The sequence below is a fragment of the Neobacillus sp. NPDC093182 genome (genome assembly GCF_044754045.1).
This window is the reverse complement of sequence record NZ_JBIVOI010000011.1, coordinates 226,233-245,520: the sequence shown is the minus strand read 5'-3', so window position 1 is coordinate 245,520 and position 19,288 is coordinate 226,233. Positions and strand designations below refer to the sequence as shown.

General features: G+C 38.0%; 13 protein-coding genes. 10 read left to right on the top strand and 3 right to left on the bottom strand.

All coding sequences use genetic code 11. The annotated features are described in order from the left end of the window. Positions 1-2 precede the first annotated feature (2 nt). Positions 3-560: a cysteine dioxygenase gene (locus ACIQAA_RS20615; protein ID WP_402622977.1), complete on the bottom strand. Its 558-nt coding sequence runs from the start codon at positions 558-560 to the stop codon at positions 3-5. 21 nt (positions 561-581) lie between these two features. Next, positions 582-1,496, bottom strand: a complete 915-nt coding sequence (locus ACIQAA_RS20610) for a DMT family transporter (protein ID WP_402622974.1) — start codon at positions 1,494-1,496, stop codon at positions 582-584. A gap of 159 nt (positions 1,497-1,655) precedes the next feature. On the opposite strand from ACIQAA_RS20610, the gene ACIQAA_RS20605 reads away from it, so the two are divergent. From ACIQAA_RS20605 to sda, 6 genes are all read left to right on the top strand, one after another. Continuing rightward, complete coding sequence (locus tag ACIQAA_RS20605) at positions 1,656-2,345, top strand: hypothetical protein (protein ID WP_402622971.1); 690 nt, start codon at positions 1,656-1,658, stop codon at positions 2,343-2,345. Positions 2,346-2,783: 438 nt separating this feature from the next. Continuing rightward, positions 2,784-3,137: a hypothetical protein gene (locus tag ACIQAA_RS20600; RefSeq protein WP_402622969.1), complete on the top strand. Its 354-nt coding sequence runs from the start codon at positions 2,784-2,786 to the stop codon at positions 3,135-3,137. 186 nt (positions 3,138-3,323) lie between these two features. Further along, positions 3,324-3,791, top strand: a complete 468-nt coding sequence (locus ACIQAA_RS20595; protein ID WP_402622966.1) for a PTS sugar transporter subunit IIA — start codon at positions 3,324-3,326, stop codon at positions 3,789-3,791. 188 nt (positions 3,792-3,979) lie between these two features. Continuing rightward, positions 3,980-4,945 (top strand): Gfo/Idh/MocA family protein, encoded by a 966-nt coding sequence (locus ACIQAA_RS20590; protein WP_402622964.1) that lies wholly within the window; start codon positions 3,980-3,982, stop codon positions 4,943-4,945. A 364-nt stretch (positions 4,946-5,309) separates the two neighbouring features. Then, entirely contained in the window at positions 5,310-7,379 is a 2,070-nt protein-coding gene (locus ACIQAA_RS20585; protein WP_402622961.1) for a bifunctional aldolase/short-chain dehydrogenase, read from the top strand. 28 nt (positions 7,380-7,407) lie between these two features. Next, entirely contained in the window at positions 7,408-7,515 is a 108-nt protein-coding gene (gene sda / locus ACIQAA_RS20580) for a sporulation histidine kinase inhibitor Sda (RefSeq protein ID WP_402622958.1), read from the top strand. Positions 7,516-7,680: 165 nt separating this feature from the next. Here sda and ACIQAA_RS20575 read toward each other — a convergent pair whose 3' ends face one another. Beyond that, positions 7,681-8,529 (bottom strand): glycosyltransferase family 8 protein, encoded by an 849-nt coding sequence (locus tag ACIQAA_RS20575; protein WP_402622955.1) that lies wholly within the window; start codon positions 8,527-8,529, stop codon positions 7,681-7,683. A 605-nt stretch (positions 8,530-9,134) separates the two neighbouring features. Between ACIQAA_RS20575 and ACIQAA_RS20570 the strand changes: the two genes are divergently transcribed. The 4 genes from ACIQAA_RS20570 to ACIQAA_RS20555 all read left to right on the top strand — a co-directional run bounded on the left by ACIQAA_RS20570 (position 9,135) and on the right by ACIQAA_RS20555 (position 19,272). After that, complete coding sequence (locus ACIQAA_RS20570; protein ID WP_402622952.1) at positions 9,135-14,234, top strand: rhamnogalacturonan lyase family protein; 5,100 nt, start codon at positions 9,135-9,137, stop codon at positions 14,232-14,234. 386 nt (positions 14,235-14,620) lie between these two features. After that, positions 14,621-15,775, top strand: a complete 1,155-nt coding sequence (locus ACIQAA_RS20565) for a family 8 glycosyl hydrolase (protein WP_402622949.1) — start codon at positions 14,621-14,623, stop codon at positions 15,773-15,775. Positions 15,776-15,883: 108 nt separating this feature from the next. After that, the gene (locus ACIQAA_RS20560) at positions 15,884-17,485 is read left to right on the top strand and encodes a response regulator (RefSeq protein WP_402622947.1); all 1,602 of its coding nucleotides are present in this window, start codon (positions 15,884-15,886) and stop codon (positions 17,483-17,485) included. Then, a complete protein-coding gene (locus ACIQAA_RS20555; RefSeq protein ID WP_402622945.1) occupies positions 17,482-19,272 on the top strand; it encodes a sensor histidine kinase in 1,791 nt (596 codons plus the stop codon). The genes ACIQAA_RS20560 and ACIQAA_RS20555 overlap by 4 nt, the downstream gene beginning before the upstream one ends. Positions 19,273-19,288 lie beyond the last annotated feature (16 nt).

Genomic DNA, 19,288 nt, shown 5'->3' with positions numbered 1-19,288 from the left:
GTTTACTTTTTACTTAATTTTATTTCTTTTAGCTTCTGATATTGTTCATCGGGCCACCAGGCACCACAATCATCGGAAACCACACAGGCAGCACATTTTTCTAAGTCATAGACCATCATCCCGGTAATGGGCGGGGAATATAGATGGAGAGTTACCATATCTGTATTATTTGAGGCTTTCATTTTATGGACCGCCTTTTTTGGTGCATAAAAATATTGCCCTTTATGGTGATACTGATAAAACAATTCTTTAGGTAAGCTATCACCTTTAACTTCATAAACAGAATTAAGGGAAGTGCCGACTATCACTTGGATCCATCCGTGGGAATTCCCATGGTCATGAGGGGCGCACTCCAACTGAGACCAATTCATCACAAGCAGCTCGACATCATCATTTTTATATAGAAGCTTTCGATTGTAAGGCTTTCCTTCAGAGGGTACTGGTAATTGTGCAAGATCATCAAGTTTCATATCAATTTGTAACAATGCATTCTTTAGATCGGCTTTAGATGGACTTTTTAAGGAATCTAATACATTCTTAATCTTAGCTGTCAAATTCATAAAGCTCTCCTCCTATAGCCGTTATTTCTTTAAGAAACGCAACAACAAAGGCACAAGCTGACCGTTAACAATAATTACTCCAATAATAATTATGATTCCTCCTGCAGCACTTATGAGTAAAACTTTTTCTTGTAAAAGCAGAACCGCCGCAAATAAAGTTGCAATCGGCTCCAAATAGAGAAACATGGAAACCTTTGACGCCTCTAGAACCTCAAGTGCTTTTCCCCAATACCAATAGGCAATTCCCGAAACAAAGACACCAAGAAACAACAGATGAGCCCACTCTGAATGGTTTAACAATGAAAGGTTTTCCCAGCCTTTATTTCGGATAATAAAAGGTGTAGTAAGGATCAAGCCTAATAAACACATATAAAACGTTACCACGAGAGGGGGATAAGGAATTTTTAAACTTTTTAATAGCACAGAATAAACTGCCCAATTTAACGTGCTCAGAATCATGAGAAGGAAGCCTATATTCATCGCAAACTGAAAGGATTGTCCACTTCTTGTACTTGAGATAATCAGAACTCCAGTGATTGCGAAAACCATACCGACAGCCTTTGTTATACTCATCTTTTCGTGCAAAAAAAGGATCGAAAGAATCACGGTAAAAACAGGTGAAAACGATATGAGCCAGCCAGCTGCAGAAGCATTTATTGTCAACAATGCTGTCGCCTGGAGTACTTGATGTACAAAAACCCCAAGAATGCCTAGTATCATTAAATGTGGAACAAATTTAATTGCGATTTGCAGGCGCTGTCGTTGTAATAGCAGCAGCAACAGCAAGAATAAGGCTCCAATCCCGAACCGAATAACAAGTAATGAATAAGGATCTAGCTTTCCCAGTACAGCTTTTGTGGATACAAATGAAACGCCCCAAAAACTAATCGCCATCAACGCATACAGCGAAGCAGTTAATTTCGGCCTATTAGTCATGCTGAACAACCCTTTCAGCAAAAAGTTTGTTATTTCATCTTATGCTTGTCCGAAAAGAACATGATTTTTCTTTTTAGGGGAAAACTAACAAGTATAGAGTTGCTATCATCAAATTAGAAATTGTATTTACATAAAGTGGAAAAGTAGGGAGGCTAAGGTATGAGAAGGATCAATCCTGGTTCCGTCAATTCTTACATTCGATATGGTAATGTAAAAATACCAAAGAGCATACAAAGTGAGTGCCCTCAATGCCGAAATATTACCGAATTTATGATTAATGCGAACTTTCAAAGCAGCAAAAATGGATTGTTAACAGAGTCCAGTTGTCCTGGGTGTAAAAAATCAACCGTATTTATTATAATGACGAAGGATGGTCAGGATGACCAGAATGAACATGCAGATACATATATCTATGACGTCCAAGCTTCAAAACATCTCATTAATCATATAGAAAGTCTCCCTAATATACCCAAAGACCTTATCAGAGCTTACCGATCAGCGATAAATGTATTTGAATCCAGAGAAAATTCAGCTACGGCAGTAATGTCTAAACGTGTCATAGAAAGTATCCTAAAACATTTTCTTAAAGAAAAAAGTAAAGGGCAGCCTTTATCACAACAGCTTGAAATCCTTCCAAATCAAGTTGACCTGGCAAAGCCAATCCAATCTCTCAGCCACCTGCTCGCAACTGATGGTTCCCTGCATCGGATGCTTGAATTAGAAACGGAAATGGATTACGAAACAACTTCTTTATTAATGGATTTGCTTGAAAGCCTGATTGAATATCTGTTTGTCCTGCCAGGGAAAATGGAAGTGACACACAACAAAATCGCAAAAAAATTTCAATAAGAAAACCCCCTGGAATCAAAGTGCTGCAGCACGATTCAAGGGGGTTTACACGACATCAAATACACCAGTTTTCGAGGATATTTTTAGACCATTTTATTGTTTTTCTAGTAAACAATAAATATATATTCTCTCACCCCTTCATAAAATAGGACTAAAAGCAGTAAAGGAGCGGTGGAGGGGATGTCAATGGAAATAGTAAAATGTCCTGAGTGTAGGAATTTAAGGTTGTTTCAAGACGGTACATGTTTAAATTGTGGTTATTGTTCAAGTGTTAGAGCATCCATTAATGCCCTGTATTCACATCGAAAGCCCTCAAAATATGAACAATTCAAAGCCAGAAAAAATCGAGAGTTAATGAGTGATTACTTAATAAAGGGTGGCATCGTATTATCCCAAAACATACACTTTCTATAGAAATAATTTTGAGGAGAGGATGAAATGCAGTCCGAAATGCAAAAAGCGCTTATCCTGGCAGAGAATATAAATGGTTTTATTAAATTTGTTCAAACGCAAAGAACAAAAAATAACTTTAGAATTGAGAACAATAAATTATTACAAATTAAATATCTGATTGAAGAATATAAGTTTCAAATAGTAGCAGATGAACTGATTAGAATAAATCAATTTGATTGGAATGAAAAATACACGCTATACTTGGTAGATCAATTCAGAACAGGAATTAACATCATTGATGAATACGTAAAAAACAATTACAATGAATTGTTTATCGTAACGGCAAGATTGTACACATTAAAGAACCTCTGTAATAGTTTTAGTAAAATAGCTTCATAGCCAATCATTTCCGCACAAACACCTTGTGCGGATTAACTTTTTTGTGGACAAAAAATAAAGAAAATTCTAATAAAATCTGTCGTAAGCGTATGTTTTGATAAAGGAATAAAATTAGGGGAAAATAATATAAGTAAATAACTTATGTTCTTAAAGTTATTATTAGTATTCAAAAAGGCGGTATTATTTATGTTTAAAAATTTATTCAAAAGTAAGAAGGCAGCAGTTGATGATTCAATTTTGCAGCCATTAGAAGGGGAAATCGTTCCTCTAGATGTCGTGCCTGACCCAGTATTTTCACAAAAAATGATTGGTGATGGATTTGCTGTAAATCCTACAAACGGCACAGTTGTATCTCCAGTAGATGGTGAAGTAATCAGTGTATTCCCGACCAAACATGCGGTCAGTGTAAAGTCTACCGATGGCAAAGAGATCCTGATTCATGTTGGTCTTGAAACTGTATCGCTAAATGGGGAAGGCTTTACTTCGTTTGTAAGTGACGGCCAGCGTGTCCAAAAAGGTCAAAAGCTGCTCGAAGCTGACTTTGAAGTTATTAAAGAAAAAGTACCATCCATTATTACACCAGTCATCTTTACTAACTTGGCGGAGGATGAAAAAGTGGTTATTGAAGAACAAGAGGTAAAAATTGTTAAATAAATTTTCATTCGTGAAAGAGTAAGCTTTTAACAGCTTGCTCTTTTTAATTTTAGTAAAATTTGTTTTCAAAAATAAACAAACATATATTACAATAAAACAAAAAAGTGGATATACAAAAGAGTCCACAGTAAAAGCCGCTTATATTGTAATTAATGGTTTATAACCTCAATAAAAAAGGAGCGATTTCCTTGAAAATAGGGATCATTGGTACCGGGTGGTTTGCCAAAACGCATGCAGCTATATTGGCAGACTTAGATGGAGTACAGGTTACAGCTTTTTGTGGTACAAGTATTGAAAAGGCAGAAAAAGAAGCAAGAAACTGGTCGAATGCAAAGGGTTATACAAATGTAGATGAAATGTTAGAGAAACAAAATCTCGACGCAGTCTATGTTTGTGTACCACCTATGGCTCATGGAGCAATTGAATTTGCTTTGATAGACAGAAATATTCCATTTTTTGTGGAAAAGCCCTTAGGAATAAACGAACAGCCGCTTGAAATTGCGAAAAGAATAGAAGAAAAAGGACTCATTACTTCTGTTGGTTACCACTGGCGTTATAAAGTAACCACGAAGAAAGCCTTGTCGTTACTTGAACATCGAAAAGCTGGGATCGCCCTTGGATATTGGATGGGGGACATGCCGATGGTTCCGTGGTGGAGAGATGTAAATAAATCAGGGGGACAATTTGTTGAACAAACAACGCATATCGTAGACCTTTTACGTTTCTTGTGCGGTGAAATTACCGAAGTGTACGCAGCTTACAGCAGCACAATCATGCAGGAAAAGGTAGAAGGAACCACAGTGTCTGATGTTGGCAGTGTTACTATGAAGCTGCAGAATGGCATGGTTGCAACCATATCAAATACTTGTATTCTGAAAGATTCCAGTAAGGCCGGCTTGGATTTATTTACAGAAGAAGGAATTCTAGAGCTGCGTAATGAGTATTTACGAGAGATTAAAGGTAAACAAATTTTAGAACATAAAGAACAAGTAAATCCATACATTTCAGAAAATAAGGTATTTCTCGAAGCAATTAAAACTGGTAATCCGGCAGGAATATTATCAGACTACAAAGATTCCCTAAAAACCCACTCAGTTACTCTTGCAGCCAATCAATCAGCAATTAGCGGTCAGCCAATAAGATTGGAATTATAGCAGTGTCTATAATAACTGAAGTCGACAAGACGATGTGTGCTTGTCGGCTTTTTTATAGGCTGTGTTAAAGGAAACTGTTGATTTTGGAACCTGTTGATTGGAGCGGAAGGCGCTTGACTCCTGCGGGATGTACGAGCTGAGTGAGACCCCGCAGGTCGGAACGACCGAGGAGGCTCACGGGCGAGCCCGCGGAAAGCATAGCGCCTGGAGCGCAAATCAACAGCCAAGTTTGACACAGCCTTTTTGTAATAAAATCAAAAAAATAAAAAGATTTATCACTTTGCTATTCAAAAATAAACAAACATATATTATAATAAAACAGAAGATAACAAACATAATTACAAACAAACGGGGGAAATAGTAGATGGTAAAGAACTTATGGGAAAGTGAAAAAGCTTCACAAGCAGCAAAAGGGGTAGAAGAATTAGTGTATCGTTCCAATTTAATTGGAACCGACCGTGCCGTATGTAACTGGGGTGGCGGTAATACTTCCATGAAAACAACGGAAAAAGACTTCCGTGGACGTGATATCGAGGTTATGTGGGTTAAGGGCAGCGGTTCTGATTTAGCAACGATGAAGGCTCAAAATTTCACGGGGCTAAATTTAGAGGATATTCGCCCATTATTTGAACGTGATGAAATGACTGATGAAGATATGGTTGCGTATCTTTCACATTGTATGATTGACAGCAAGCATCCAAGAGCTTCGATTGAAACGTTATTACACGCTTTCTTACCATTCAAGCATGTTGACCATACACACCCAGACGCAATTATCAGCCTTTGCTGTGCAGACAACGGAAAGCAGATTGCGGAAGAGATATTTGGAAATCGTTTTGTTTGGGTACCTTACGTACGCCCTGGCTTCACACTTTCAAAAATGATCGCAGAAGGTGTAAGAAATAATCCAAATGCCGAGCTAGTATTAATGGAAAAACACGGACTTGTCACTTGGGGAGAGACCTCAGAAGAATCCTATGCAAAAACAATTGAAATTATCAACGAAGCGGAAAGTTTTATCAATGCAAAATTAAATGAAGAAACTGCTTTTGGCGGTCAAAAATATCAATCGCTTACTGATGAAGAAGCAACTAGTATTCTAGCAAAAGTTATGCCAATCATACGTGGTGCGGTAAGTGAAGAAAAGAAAATGCTTTTAACGTATGATCGTGGTGAAGATGTACTTCAATTTGTTAACAGCTATCACGCACCAGAGCTTTCACAAATTGGAGCAGCTTGCCCAGACCACTTAGTTCATACGAAAATGGTTCCACTTTACATCAATTGGGATCCACAGACAAAAGACGTTGAAGCATTAATCGAAAGCATTAAAGAAGGAGTTGCCAGCTTCAAAGAAGGATACAAAGCTTACTTCGAGCGCAACAAAAACGAAGGCGACAAAATGTTTGAACCAGCTCCACGTGTTATCTTAATTCCTGGAGTAGGGATGGTGAATTCAGGTAAGGATGTAAATAACTCAAGAGTAAGCGGCGCCCTGTACCACCGTGCCATTGCGGTAATGAAAGGCTCTACAACTCTAGGAAACTTTGTTTCTTTAAGTGAAAACGAATCTTATAACGTGGAGTACTGGCCATTAGAATTATATAAGTTAACTCTTGCTCCAGCTGAAGCAGAATTTTCTCGTAAAGTAGCATTCATCACTGGTGGTGCCGGCGGTATCGGAAGTGCAACGGCTCGTCGTCTCGTATCTGAAGGTGCTCATGTTGTGCTGGCAGACTTAAATCTTGAAGGCGCAGAAAAAGTAGCAGCAGAAATTAACGACCAATACGGTGCTAACCGTGCCCTTGCTGTTAAGATGGATGTTACTAGCGAAGAGCAAGTACAAGCTGCATTTGATCAAACAGCTCTTACTTACGGCGGTGTTGACATTATCGTTAACAATGCAGGTCTTGCTACATCTAGTCCATTTGATGAGACTACACTTAAAGAGTGGAACTTAAATATGAATGTGTTAGGAACGGGATATTTCTTAGTTGCCCGCGAAGCATTCAAGCAGATGAAGGGTCAAGGCATTGGCGGTAACATGGTATTTATCGGTTCTAAGAACTCTGTGTACGCAGGTAAAAACGCAGCAGCTTACAGCTCTGTAAAAGCACTCGAAACACACTTAGCTAGATGTATCGCAGCTGAAGGCGGCGAGTTTGGAATTCGTGTTAACTCTGTTCTTCCAGATGCTGTTCTTCAAGGTTCTGCGATTTGGGGTTCAAGCTGGCGTGAAGAACGTGCGGCTGCATACGGAATCCATCCTGATCAATTAGAAGAACACTATCGTAAACGTACGACACTACTAGTAAATATCTACCCATCAGATATTGCTGAGTCCATTGCATTCTTTGCTTCATCAAAATCTGATCGAACAACAGGATGTATGTTAACCGTTGATGGCGGAGTTCCAGCTGCGTTTACCAGATAAGAATTGTTAGTGGGTGACGAGAAAGATTATGCAAATCCTTAGCATTGAACATTTGCTTGAAGTATTATACAGATCGATTGATTTAAACCTACAACAGGAGTTTATTGATTTAATAGTTAGTGAAATATACAATTAGCAAAATATTAATAGCTTTTAAAATAATAAACCAATATCTAGGCTCTCTATCAATAGATAGAGAGTCTTTTTAACAAAACGCCCAAATAATCCTTGTGGTAGAGTCTATCATATCTAATAGAAAAAGAGCTTGAATATCAAGCCCTGATCATGCAGTAAAATTTTGTTAATCAGGCCAGTTGGTCACCCCTTCATATTGCCAGTAATCGTTATGAAGGGGGTTGTCAGTTACCTTCCACGGTTTGCCGGGGCCCACGTAGTGAATAATTGCAGGAGTTATATGTCGGTATTGCTTTTTTATTACATATTTGTAGCTATAACGTTTTCTGATTATCCGTCCGCTACGGCGGGCTTTGACCTTTGTAATTACTTTCACTCGCCTATACAACAGAGGATAGTTCCATTTTGTATCCAACTGCATGATCCGTCTAGACAGAACGATATTTAATGCATCCTGATCCGGATGTGTAAGATTTGAAAATGTGTTTAAGCAATGCAACACTTTTTCTTGAAGGTTTTCTTCACGCCATTTCTTCAAGTTAAACAGCAGCACACCCGAGTTCACATAAGGACGAGGAATCCTAAGGCGCCTAGCCTGCCTAAAAGAGGAACAATCTTCTGCGGCTCCAATTGTATAGTCTCCGAGATAATGGTTCCATAGCTTGGATATATCCTCTTTAATAATGGTATCGCAGTCAAAGTAAATTGCCTTTTCAGCGGTTTCATTCAAAATGCTGGGAATTATTAACCGGTAATATGCTTCAATCGACCAATAGCCTTTGGGAGATTGGCCCGCAAACAGCGACCCATCAGGAATTATAAATTGAACGCTGGCAGAGTGTGGAATGAGTGAAGCTTGAATCTTTTGTTGGTTATCCTCTGTTATGTCGCTCGTCAGGATATAGATATTCAAAGGATTATCTGCTTTATAATTGCTAAGCAAAGAGTTTAACATCACGGCAAGCGGCTTGGAGTAGTCATTGTTCGCCGCTGTAAAAATATGGATAGTTTCCAAGTTTTCACCTCTTTTGTTACTAGCGTATATGTTCAATAAAGCAATTCCCTGAAATTTTTTAGCAAGAGATAAAATTTCAGATCCTTACTATTCAACAATACTAGTAACATATATATTCAAGACCAAAGGAAAGGTTTGTACCATTTGATTAGTAGTGGTTGTTATATGACATTCGTGTATCACCTCAAGCAGTGCAGAACAGTGGGGATTTTTCTGAGTTAGTTGAAGAAGAAAGGACATAACATATTAGCCATATAAAATATGTTATGTCCTTATATTTAGCTAAATTTTTCCAATTTAGGACTTGATAATAATTATCTATTCCTTTTATGTTTCTGCAAATACCTAGGTAAAAAGTCAATTAGTCCGTTGATGAAAGTATTTTAGATAAGGAAAGGTACCTAACGAAGAATAGGTATAAATGTTCATTTTCTGCAGAGCACTGAATTTTAAACATTATTGACTGTTTTTTTTCTAACTGAAAAGCCATAAATGGAGCTAATATACAGGTGAAAACGCTGTCAAAATAGCTAAAAAGGAGATGGTTTAAGGAACTACTAAGTTAGGTTATTAGATAAGAATACAGGTTGTAGGGAGGAAATTTTTTGATAATTAGGAGAAGAAGTCCAAGGAAGTATTTTGCAGTCATTTTAAGTTTATTGTTACTATTTACCTCGGTTCCCGCTGGCCCAATTCAAGTATCGGCGGAAGAACCAACACTTTTAAAAAAGTTTGACTTTGGAACAGCAACGAGTTCCGTGCAAGATGGCTACACTAAAGTTACTTCAGACACAGCTTATTCGGCAGAATCAAGCTATGGTTTTGCTGATATCTCCAAGGTGACCTCAACAGATCGTGCAACATCAGACCCCTTAAAATCAGATTTTATTTCGACAACTGAGACATCCTTTAACGTGGACCTGCCAAATGGTGATTATTTGGTCACTGTCATTGCAGGCGACAACGAAGACACGACAAATGTAGGCATTAAGGCTGAAAATATCCAAAAGGTTCAAAATGCTTCCGTTTTAAAAGGTGAATTTATTGAACGTGAATTTGAAATTGCCCTAATAGACGGACAATTAAATTTTGAATTTACTGGAACAAACCCAAAAGTAAACGGAATGACCATTGAGAAACTTCCGGAAAGAACAGCGGGAGAACTTCCAACCATTTATATCGCAGGTGACTCAACGGTTCAGACTTATGATGAATATTGGAGACCAGAAGCTGGATGGGGTCAAATGATTCCGCGTTTTTTCAGCTCTGATGTAACCTTTAAGAACCACGCCATTGGCGGTAGAAGTACAAAGTCGTTTATCAATGAAGGTCGTTTAGATAATGTTTTAAGAGAAATAAAACCAAACGACTTTTTTCTCATACAATTTGGTCATAACGATGCGACCATAAGTATTCCTGAACGATATGCATCTGTCCCTGACTATAAAAATTATTTAAAAACGTATATAAATGGTGCTCGTCAGCGGGGAGCGATTCCGATTCTAGTAACACCGGTTGGCAGACGCGATTTTAATGCCACAACAGGAAAGTTTAATGTCAGCTTCCCAGAGTATGTGCAGGGGATGAAAGAAGTAGCAGCAGAAATGAATGTCAATGTGGTTGACTTAAGTGCACGAAGTGTTGCCTATTACGATACCATTGGGCCTGAAGGAAGTCTTTCTGTATTCTTACATACAGACCCGGGTGTTTATACTGCATTCCCAAATGGTTCACAGGATAATACACACTTCCAGGAATACGGAGCGATCCAGCTCGCGCGTCTAGTATCGGATGAAATTAAAAATCTGAATATTTCGCTTTCTCAGTATGTTACAGGGATCGAACCACCAGCAAACGTTCCAGCGAAACCAGCTGATGTAGTGGTAAGCAGCATTAGTAACGCAGGTGCGCTTGTCACGTGGAAAGCTGTTGAAGGTGCAGACATCTATAGGGTTTACCGTAAATTATCAACTGACAGCGAATATAAATTGATCGGAACTTCTACTATTTCTCAACTGAATATCACAGGAATGGAAGAAGGAAAAACATACGATGTAGTGGTTTCTGCTATAAATGGAAAAGGTGAATCAGAATTATCGGATGTAAAACAATTCACAACAAAAAAAGCAACCTTAAAATTTGATTTTAGTTTAGCCGGTAATCCAATTGCCGAAGGTTATACAGGTGTCAATTTGTCCACCGTATATACTGCTCAAAGAGGTTATGGAATTGTCGATCCAACTGGGATGATTGGGCGTGACCGCGGTACCGGTGGAGACCTTATTCGTGACTGGCTAGGTTATTTTAATGTTGGCTGGAAATTTAATGTCGATGTACCAAACGGTCTTTATGCGCTAAAAGTCTATGTTGGCGATATGACAGGAAGTGCAAGAACAACTCTGGCAGTAGAAGGTCAGGATTATGGGCAAATTTCTGCTTCTAGAAATAATTTTACCACCAAAGTTGTTTCTCAAGTTTCAGTTAAAGATGGACAAATGAATTTTAGTTTCGGAGGTGCAACAGGAATTGTAAACGGTGTTGAAATAACCCCAATTTTGATTGCTCCGTCCGAACTTAAAGTGGACGAGAAATCGCTGGATGCAGAAAACCCGCTTGTGACTCTTTCATGGAAAGCAGTTGAGGATGCGGTTAAATATAACGTCTACCGCAAAGTGGCGGGTACAAGTGAATTTACCTTAGTGGGCAGCAGCTCAACAACGTCCTTTACAGATAATACGGTCGATGTAGGAATGGAATATGAGTATGTTGCTACAACCATTGATAATGCCAATGTGGAAACTGATCCCTCACTACCGCTAAAAGTAGTAATGGTTGACCCATCACAGCCAGTTCCTGCTGCACCAGACCATTTAAAAGTGGGCGAAGTGAATAAGAATGACCTTATGATTAGCTGGGATCAGGTTGAAGGAGCGATTACGTATAATGTCTATCGTTCAAATAAGGAAAAAGGAACTTACGAATTTATCGGTAAAACAAAAACTACATCCTACAAAGATGAGACGGTTTTAACAACGATTCCTTATTTTTACAAAGTTTCAGCTGTTAATGCAGGCGGTATTTCAGAGCAATCGAAAGTTTTGAAAACTCCAGCGGTAACAAAACTTAAACGACAAATGGAAGAGCTTGACCGTGCACCAGTTGCGATGAAAACAGATGAAGGTGTTTTTATCAGCTGGAGAATGCTCGGAACAGATCCTGAAAGTATTAGTTTTAATGTCTACCGTGATGGTGAAAAGATTAATGCTGAACCAATTACAGCCAGCACCAACTACGTCGATAAGGACGGAAAAGCTGAATCAGTTTATGAGATTCGTGCTGTCCTTGAGGGCAAAGAAAGAAAATCAAAGGAAACAACGAAAGTTTTGAATCAAAATTTCTTTGATATTCCGCTTCAAAAACCAGCGGATGGCGTGACACCGCTTGGCGATCCATATTCGTACCGTGCAAATGATGCAAGTGTAGGTGACTTAGATGCTGACGGTCAGTATGAATTGGTGTTAAAGTGGGATCCAACCAATTCCAGGGATAACTCCCAAGCAGGCTATACAGGTAATGTATATGTAGATGCCTATGAAATGGATGGCACTTTAAAGTGGCGTATCGATTTAGGAAAAAATATTCGCGCAGGTGCGCACTACTCTCCATTCCTTGTTTATGATTTCGATGGGGATGGAAAGTCGGAAATTGTATTCAAGACCGCGGATGGAACGAAAGACGGACAGGGAACTGTAATTGGCCGAGCCGATGCTGATCACCGTAACAGTACAGGATACGTTCTGCAAGGTGCAGAGTACTTGACTGTATTTGATGGAGAGACGGGAAAAGCACTTGATACTACAGAATATGAACCTCCTCGAGGGGATGTGGGAGCCTGGGGTGACACTTACGGAAACCGCGTGGATCGTTTCCTAGCCGCTGTAGCTTATTTAAATGGAGAGACACCAAGTATTATTATGGCACGTGGATACTATACGAGATCAGTGCTTGCAGCATACAACTTTAAAAATGGAAAATTGACAAAACAGTGGGTCTTTGATTCTAACGATGAAGGTCAAAGAGATTATGCTGGTCAAGGGTATCATAATGTAAGCGTTGCGGATGTCGACAAGGACGGTAAAGATGAGATTGTCTATGGTCAAGCGGTAATTGATGATAATGGCAAGGGATTATATACAACCGGATTAGGACATGGAGATGCACAGCATGTGAGTGATCTTGATCCTGCAAGACCAGGACTTGAAGTTTTTGCAGTCCAAGAGCATAAAGAAGGTCCATATGGATATGACATGCGCGATGCAGAAACTGGTGAAATTCTTTGGGGTGTGAAAACCGGCCAGGACACAGGCCGTGGTGTGTCAGCAGACGTTGACCCTAGGTACGACGGGGCTGAAGCATGGGCAATTTCTGGTGCTTGGAACAGTAAAGTAGGCGGAATTCATACTGCAAAGGGTGAAAAAATATCCGAAAACATTCCTTCAAGCAATTTTGCGATTTGGTGGGACGGCGACTTGTCCCGCGAGTTAGTCGATCATAAATGGGATGATGCCACATCAACAGGCGTTGGAACCATCGATAAGTGGGACTATGAAAGTAGCAAGTTAGTAAATATTCTTACCGCAGAAGGAACGCAAACAAATAACAGCACCAAAGGAAATCCGGTCCTGCAGGCTGATTTGTTAGGTGACTGGAGAGAAGAAATCATTTGGAGAACCGATGACAGCAGTGCCCTAAGAGTGTACATGACAACAGAGGAAGCAAAAAATAGAATTTACACCTTAATGCATGATCCTCAGTACCGTTTATCGATTGCGTGGCAGAATGTCGGCTATAACCAGCCGCCACATACTAGCTTCTTCCTTGGAACAGGGATGGAAAAACCGCCTGCACCGAGCATCGATGTAGTAGAGATACCAGATGTAAATGCACCAGACACGGAATATGAGCTAAAAGGGGATATACAGGAAGGCTGGTATCATAGCCCTGTGTCGGTGAATTTGACAGGGTTTGATTATCAATCTGGTGTTAAAGCAACTTATCATTCATTAGATGGTTCTGCCGAACAGGAAGGAAATACTGTTACGATAATAGAAGATGGCAAACATGTACTTGAATATTGGAGTGTGGACCAAGCAGGTAATATTGGACAAAAGAAATCAATCGAGATTAACATTGATCAAACGGCTCCAGAAATCACCTTCTCAGTAGAGGACGGAACATCATTCACAGTAGATCAACATATTAGTATCACTTGTCAAGCAGCAGACGCCTTATCAGGAGTCGCCTCATCTACATGTGAGGATGTTTCAGTACCGGCTTTCGAGCTTGGTCTAGGAAGCCATACGTATACGGCAGAAGGGGAAGACCTTGCTGGCAACACATCTGCGAAATCAGTTACAATCAACGTCATGGTTAACTTTGACAGTCTTGGTGAGCTAACTAAAATGTTCCTGACTGGACATGATGTTGCGAGTAATAAAGTAAACTCATTAGACAATACGAATAAAGGAAACTCTTTAATTACGAAACTAGAAGCAGCCAAAGCAGCTGATGAACGAGGCGATAAAGGTGCAAGAGACGGACAACTAAATGCTTTTATCAATGAAGTTAAAGCAAAAACGAATAAAGACTTCACAGATCAACAGGCAAAAATATTAACTGAATTAGCAGAAGCTTTAATGAAATAATCAAACAGGTCCCAAAGTGTTCTCCAACTTTGGGACCGTTTTATTTTGAAATAAAACAGCAAAAGATAAGTACTCAAAAGTGAGTTTTAATTGTATGTATATAAGTTTCAAACAATTGTGCAAAAATACTTAGTTTATCCGATAGACAAACTAGGTTTCAGCGGCTATAATAAAATAAATGCAAAGTATTAAAGTACAAGATTACTAAATCATTTACCTTGTATTCTAAATAACTGTAAGCGTTATCATGTATACATAAAATTTACAAATTAAAGTGTGCTGGCAGTTTATGACTACCAGCACATTTTAAATATTTACCATCAAGTTTAAGCACATAATACTTGCAAAAATGATAGATTAATTACTTGTTAATTGGAGGGGAATTTATGTCAAGATTAGTGGAAATGCAGGAAGGTTCATATTATACAGGGCAATATCGCAATCTATTTAAAGAAATTGGAAAAACAGATGAAGAAATTTCAACTAGAATTCAGCGAAATTGGAATGAGTTATTTAATGGAAATGAGGATACAAGAATCTACTATCCCGTTGGCGATGATTTAGGGTACATGCTTGATACTGGAAACCTGGATGTACGGACTGAGGGCATGTCCTATGGAATGATGATGGCTGTGCAAATGGACAATAAAGATGTCTTTGACCGTTTGTGGAAGTGGACGATGAAGTACATGTATATGACCACTGGAGAAAATGCTGGCTATTTTGCTTGGTCTTGTAACCCGGACGGTTCTAAACGAGCTTATGGTCCTGCGCCTGATGGAGAAGAGTTTTTTGCAATGGCGTTATTCTTTGCTTCTCATCGATGGGGTGATGGTGCAGTACCGTTTAATTATAGCGTTCAGGCGAAAGACTTGTTGAGAACTTGTATTCATAAAGGAGAAAATGGTGACGGATATCCAATGTGGAATCCGGAAAATAAACTAATAAAATTTATACCTAATTGTGAGTTTTCTGATCCATCCTATCATTTACCACACTTCTATGAACTCTTTGCACTATGGGCATACGAAGAGGATCGGCCGTTTTGGAAGGAAGCAGCGGCTGCAAGCAGAGAATATCTAAAACTTGCTTGTCATCCAGAAACAGGTTTGGCACCTGAGTATGCTTATTATGATGGAACACCAAACAATGAAAATGGTTACGGGCATTTCTTCAGCGACTCCTATCGCGTTGCAGCAAACATAGGCCTCGATTACGAGTGGTTTAGAGGAGATGAATGGGAGCGTGAAGAAGCCAACAAGATTCAAGCCTTCTTTGCCGATAAAGAACCTGCTGACTATCGCAGATATACTATTGTAGGTGAACCATTTGAAGAGAAATCACTTCATCCCGTTGGTTTGCTAGCAACCAATGCCATGGCTTCTTTGGCGGCAGATGATGTAGAAGGAAAAAAATGGGTGGAATTGCTCTGGAATACCCCAGTAAGAACAGGAGTCAGAAGATACTACGACAATTGCCTATACTTCTTTAGTATTCTAGCCCTAAGCGGCAACTACAAAATCTGGATGCCGAATAAATAAGTTTAATAAATATAAGGCCCGCAAGGTTATGATTTGTGGGCCTTCTCTATAGATGGAATTATTTTTAATCTGGATTACCTAACCAACGAGAACAGGAGTGGGTCGGAAATGAACAAAGTAATATTAGTAGATGATGAAATGTATTTCCGCAAAGGATTAAGAAATCTAATCAATTGGGAAGACTGCGGATTTCAGATAGTAGGCGAGGCTGCAAACGGCGAAGACGCATTAAAGATGATGCATGAAGTAAACCCAGATCTTATCATTACTGATATCCGTATGCCTGTACTTGATGGAATTGGGCTCATTAAACAAGCAATCGAAATAGAAGGAGTTCTAACAAAATTTATTATTATCAGCGGACATAGTGATTTTAAATATGCTCAACAAGCATTAAGATACGGTGTCCATGATTTTGTTTTAAAGCCAATCGATCAGGATGAAATTGAACAAACGCTGAGAGCACTTTCGAAAACAATCAACGAACAAAAAAAGCTTCAGGAACAAAAGTTGGAAGAGCAAGCAAAAATTGTTTTTAACCATCTGCTATTAGGGAATACTGCGAACAATGATCATTTAGTAGACCTTTTAAATCTCCTTTCGGTAGGGAACCCTAACGAGTTCTTTTACCTATTAATTGAAGTAAATGGATTATTCGGGGAATCTGCTTTAAACAACGAGGAAAGGGTACGACAGATCAAAATGACATTAGCAGCTGTGATTCGGGATGTGTGCAGCAGCCAGGAAAGAATATGGATACAAAAAGCGGCTCAAGGTGCTGTAGGTGTCCTCATTACCTCTAATCACTTAGCAAGGTTTCAAATGAGCATTAAGAAATTTATGACGTGGGTAAAGAAGGAACTTACGAACAGAATATCTGAGGATCTCACCTTTTATGTTGGTGAAGCTGTTCCTAGTCTTACGTTGTTGAAACAATCAGCTGATGGTGTTGAAAGGGCAAAACAGCATAAATATGCAAACAACGAAAATGGAATCATTATCTTTGAAGACATTGTCGATAAACCGGTCTCTTTTGCTGAACCCGACGAAACCATTTATCAATCATTAGTTGAACATATTGAAGAAGAATCAACACCACAAATCAGTCATTCACTAGAGATTCTGTTTCAATCTCTAGTATCAAAGAAACTATCTCATACGGCTTTTCTAGCTTCTATCAATAGCTTTGTACATTCTGTTTTAAAAATTATAAGGAAAATGGGAGGAGAACCTTCAAGTTTACAATCCTATCGAATTATATATACCTTACATAATTACAACTTGACTTTACCTCAGCTAAAGGAACTAATCATTAATTTTATTATAGAGTGTAAAGATGAAATATCTAAATTAAGAAAACAGTCTGCTAATGGCGAAGCGCACAAAATAAAACAATACATTGACCTCCATTACCATGAAAACATTAGCTTAAAAACCATAGCAAGCAAGTTTTTTATGAATCCGGTGTATTTAGGTCAATTGTTTAAGAAAACCTATGGAATCTACTTCAAGGATTATTTACTGCAAGTAAGAATTAATGAAGCGAAAAAAATGCTGCGTCAATCGGAAAAAAGAATTTATGAAATTGCTGAATGTGTTGGATTTAATAATACTGATTACTTTGTCACTATTTTTGGTAAGTTAGAAAATATCACCCCTTCTGAGTATCGGAATAAACTAATCAACGAAAGAAATGTGATAGGAAAATGAGGACAAGCAGGAGTTTTCATAATATTAGATTAAAAAATAAAATGCTGGTCATGTACTTTTTTGCGGTATTTATTCCAATCGTTTTAACAAATGTAATCTTTTACATCGTTACCATTGAAAATGTTAAAAAACAGCAAATGCAAGATTCTACTTTGGCACTGCAGCAGATTAATAGAGAATTTAAAACAATTATCGACGAGGCGGTAGGGATTTCCTCCTCGTTATATACGAATTTAAATCTAAATCTATTTTTAGAAAAGGATTATGTCTCAGATATAGATTATATCGAAAAACATAATAGTTTTTTACGGAACTTTAATCAGTCTAGACCCATAAACCCATCTATTAACTCAATTCGCTTTTATACGGATAACTCCTCCATTATCTATTCAGGCGGGGTTTATTCAATTGACAGCCTTCAACAAGAATTAAAACACTTCAAAGACGCCTTAAAAAATAGTAATGGCTCACAAATTCTCATTGATACACCTTCCAATCAGAATTTTGAAACCTTTAGTATCATCCGTAATTTAGATTATTTTTACAATGATAAACAAAAGTTCGTAAAGGTTGAAATTAATCCTGTGACGATCAGAGATATCTTCAACAATGTAACGTTTAAAGGGGATGTATATTTACTTAATGAAAAAGGAGAGATTGAATACACAAATAATCAATCTCTAAAGCAACAGCTCGATAAGTCAATCAAATTTAATCAAATACAAAAAGAGAATAATCTGGTTACCATCCAAGCCAATCTTAATAATGGATCTTATTTAAATGACTGGTCAGTGGTTGGAACCATATCGGAAGAAACCATGCTTAAAACGGTTAATAAATCTAAACTTTTTATTATCTTGCTGGCCATTATCAATTTTTTAGCTCCTACTATAATTATTGTCATTATTTCTAGATCATTTTTGACCCGATTACAAAGGATTTTACGCCATGTAAAGAGGATGAAGAACCAGGACTTTAAGTTAATCCATGATCAGGAATATCAAGATGAAATTGGACAATTAACAAGTGAATTCAATCGTATGACCAAGAAAATCAATGATTTAATTAATGATGTTTTGTTAGTCAATATTCAAAATAAGGATTTAGAAATAAAAAGAAACCGTGCGCAGTTAAGTGCACTGCAAAGTCAGATTAATCCACATTTTTTGTTTAATGCTTTAGAAACAATACGAATGAGAAGCTTGATGAAGGATGAAAGAGAAACCGCGAAAATTATCCATAACATGGCGAAAATATTTCGTAATTCTCTTACCTGGGGGAAGGACTTTGTACCAGTTCGGGATGAAATTAATTTAATTACTAGTTTTTTAGAAATTCAAAAATATAGATTTGGAGATAAATTAGATTATCGGATTAAAATCGATGAAGCTGCAGAAGAATGTAAGATACCGAATATGTCACTTTTGCCTTTTATTGAAAACGCCAGTATTCATGGTATTGAGCCATTAAAGGAAAATGGAGAAATCTCCTTATCCATCTCGTTATATGCTGATACAGTAACCTGTGTGATAAAGGATAATGGGGTAGGAATTACAGAAGAAAAGAGAAAGCAATTATTAGCCTCATTAGAAAATGAAGAAGATATAGGAGAGAATGTGGGCATTAAAAATGTGTATTATCGATTGAAATTATACTATCCTGATCAGTTTTATTTTAATATTGATAGTCATCTAGATTATGGTACATCCATTACGATTCAATTGCCATCTCAAATAGAAAGCCCGATCACTAGTAATTCGGATAAAAATCTTTACTTTATTAAGTAACACCTATACTTTTTAA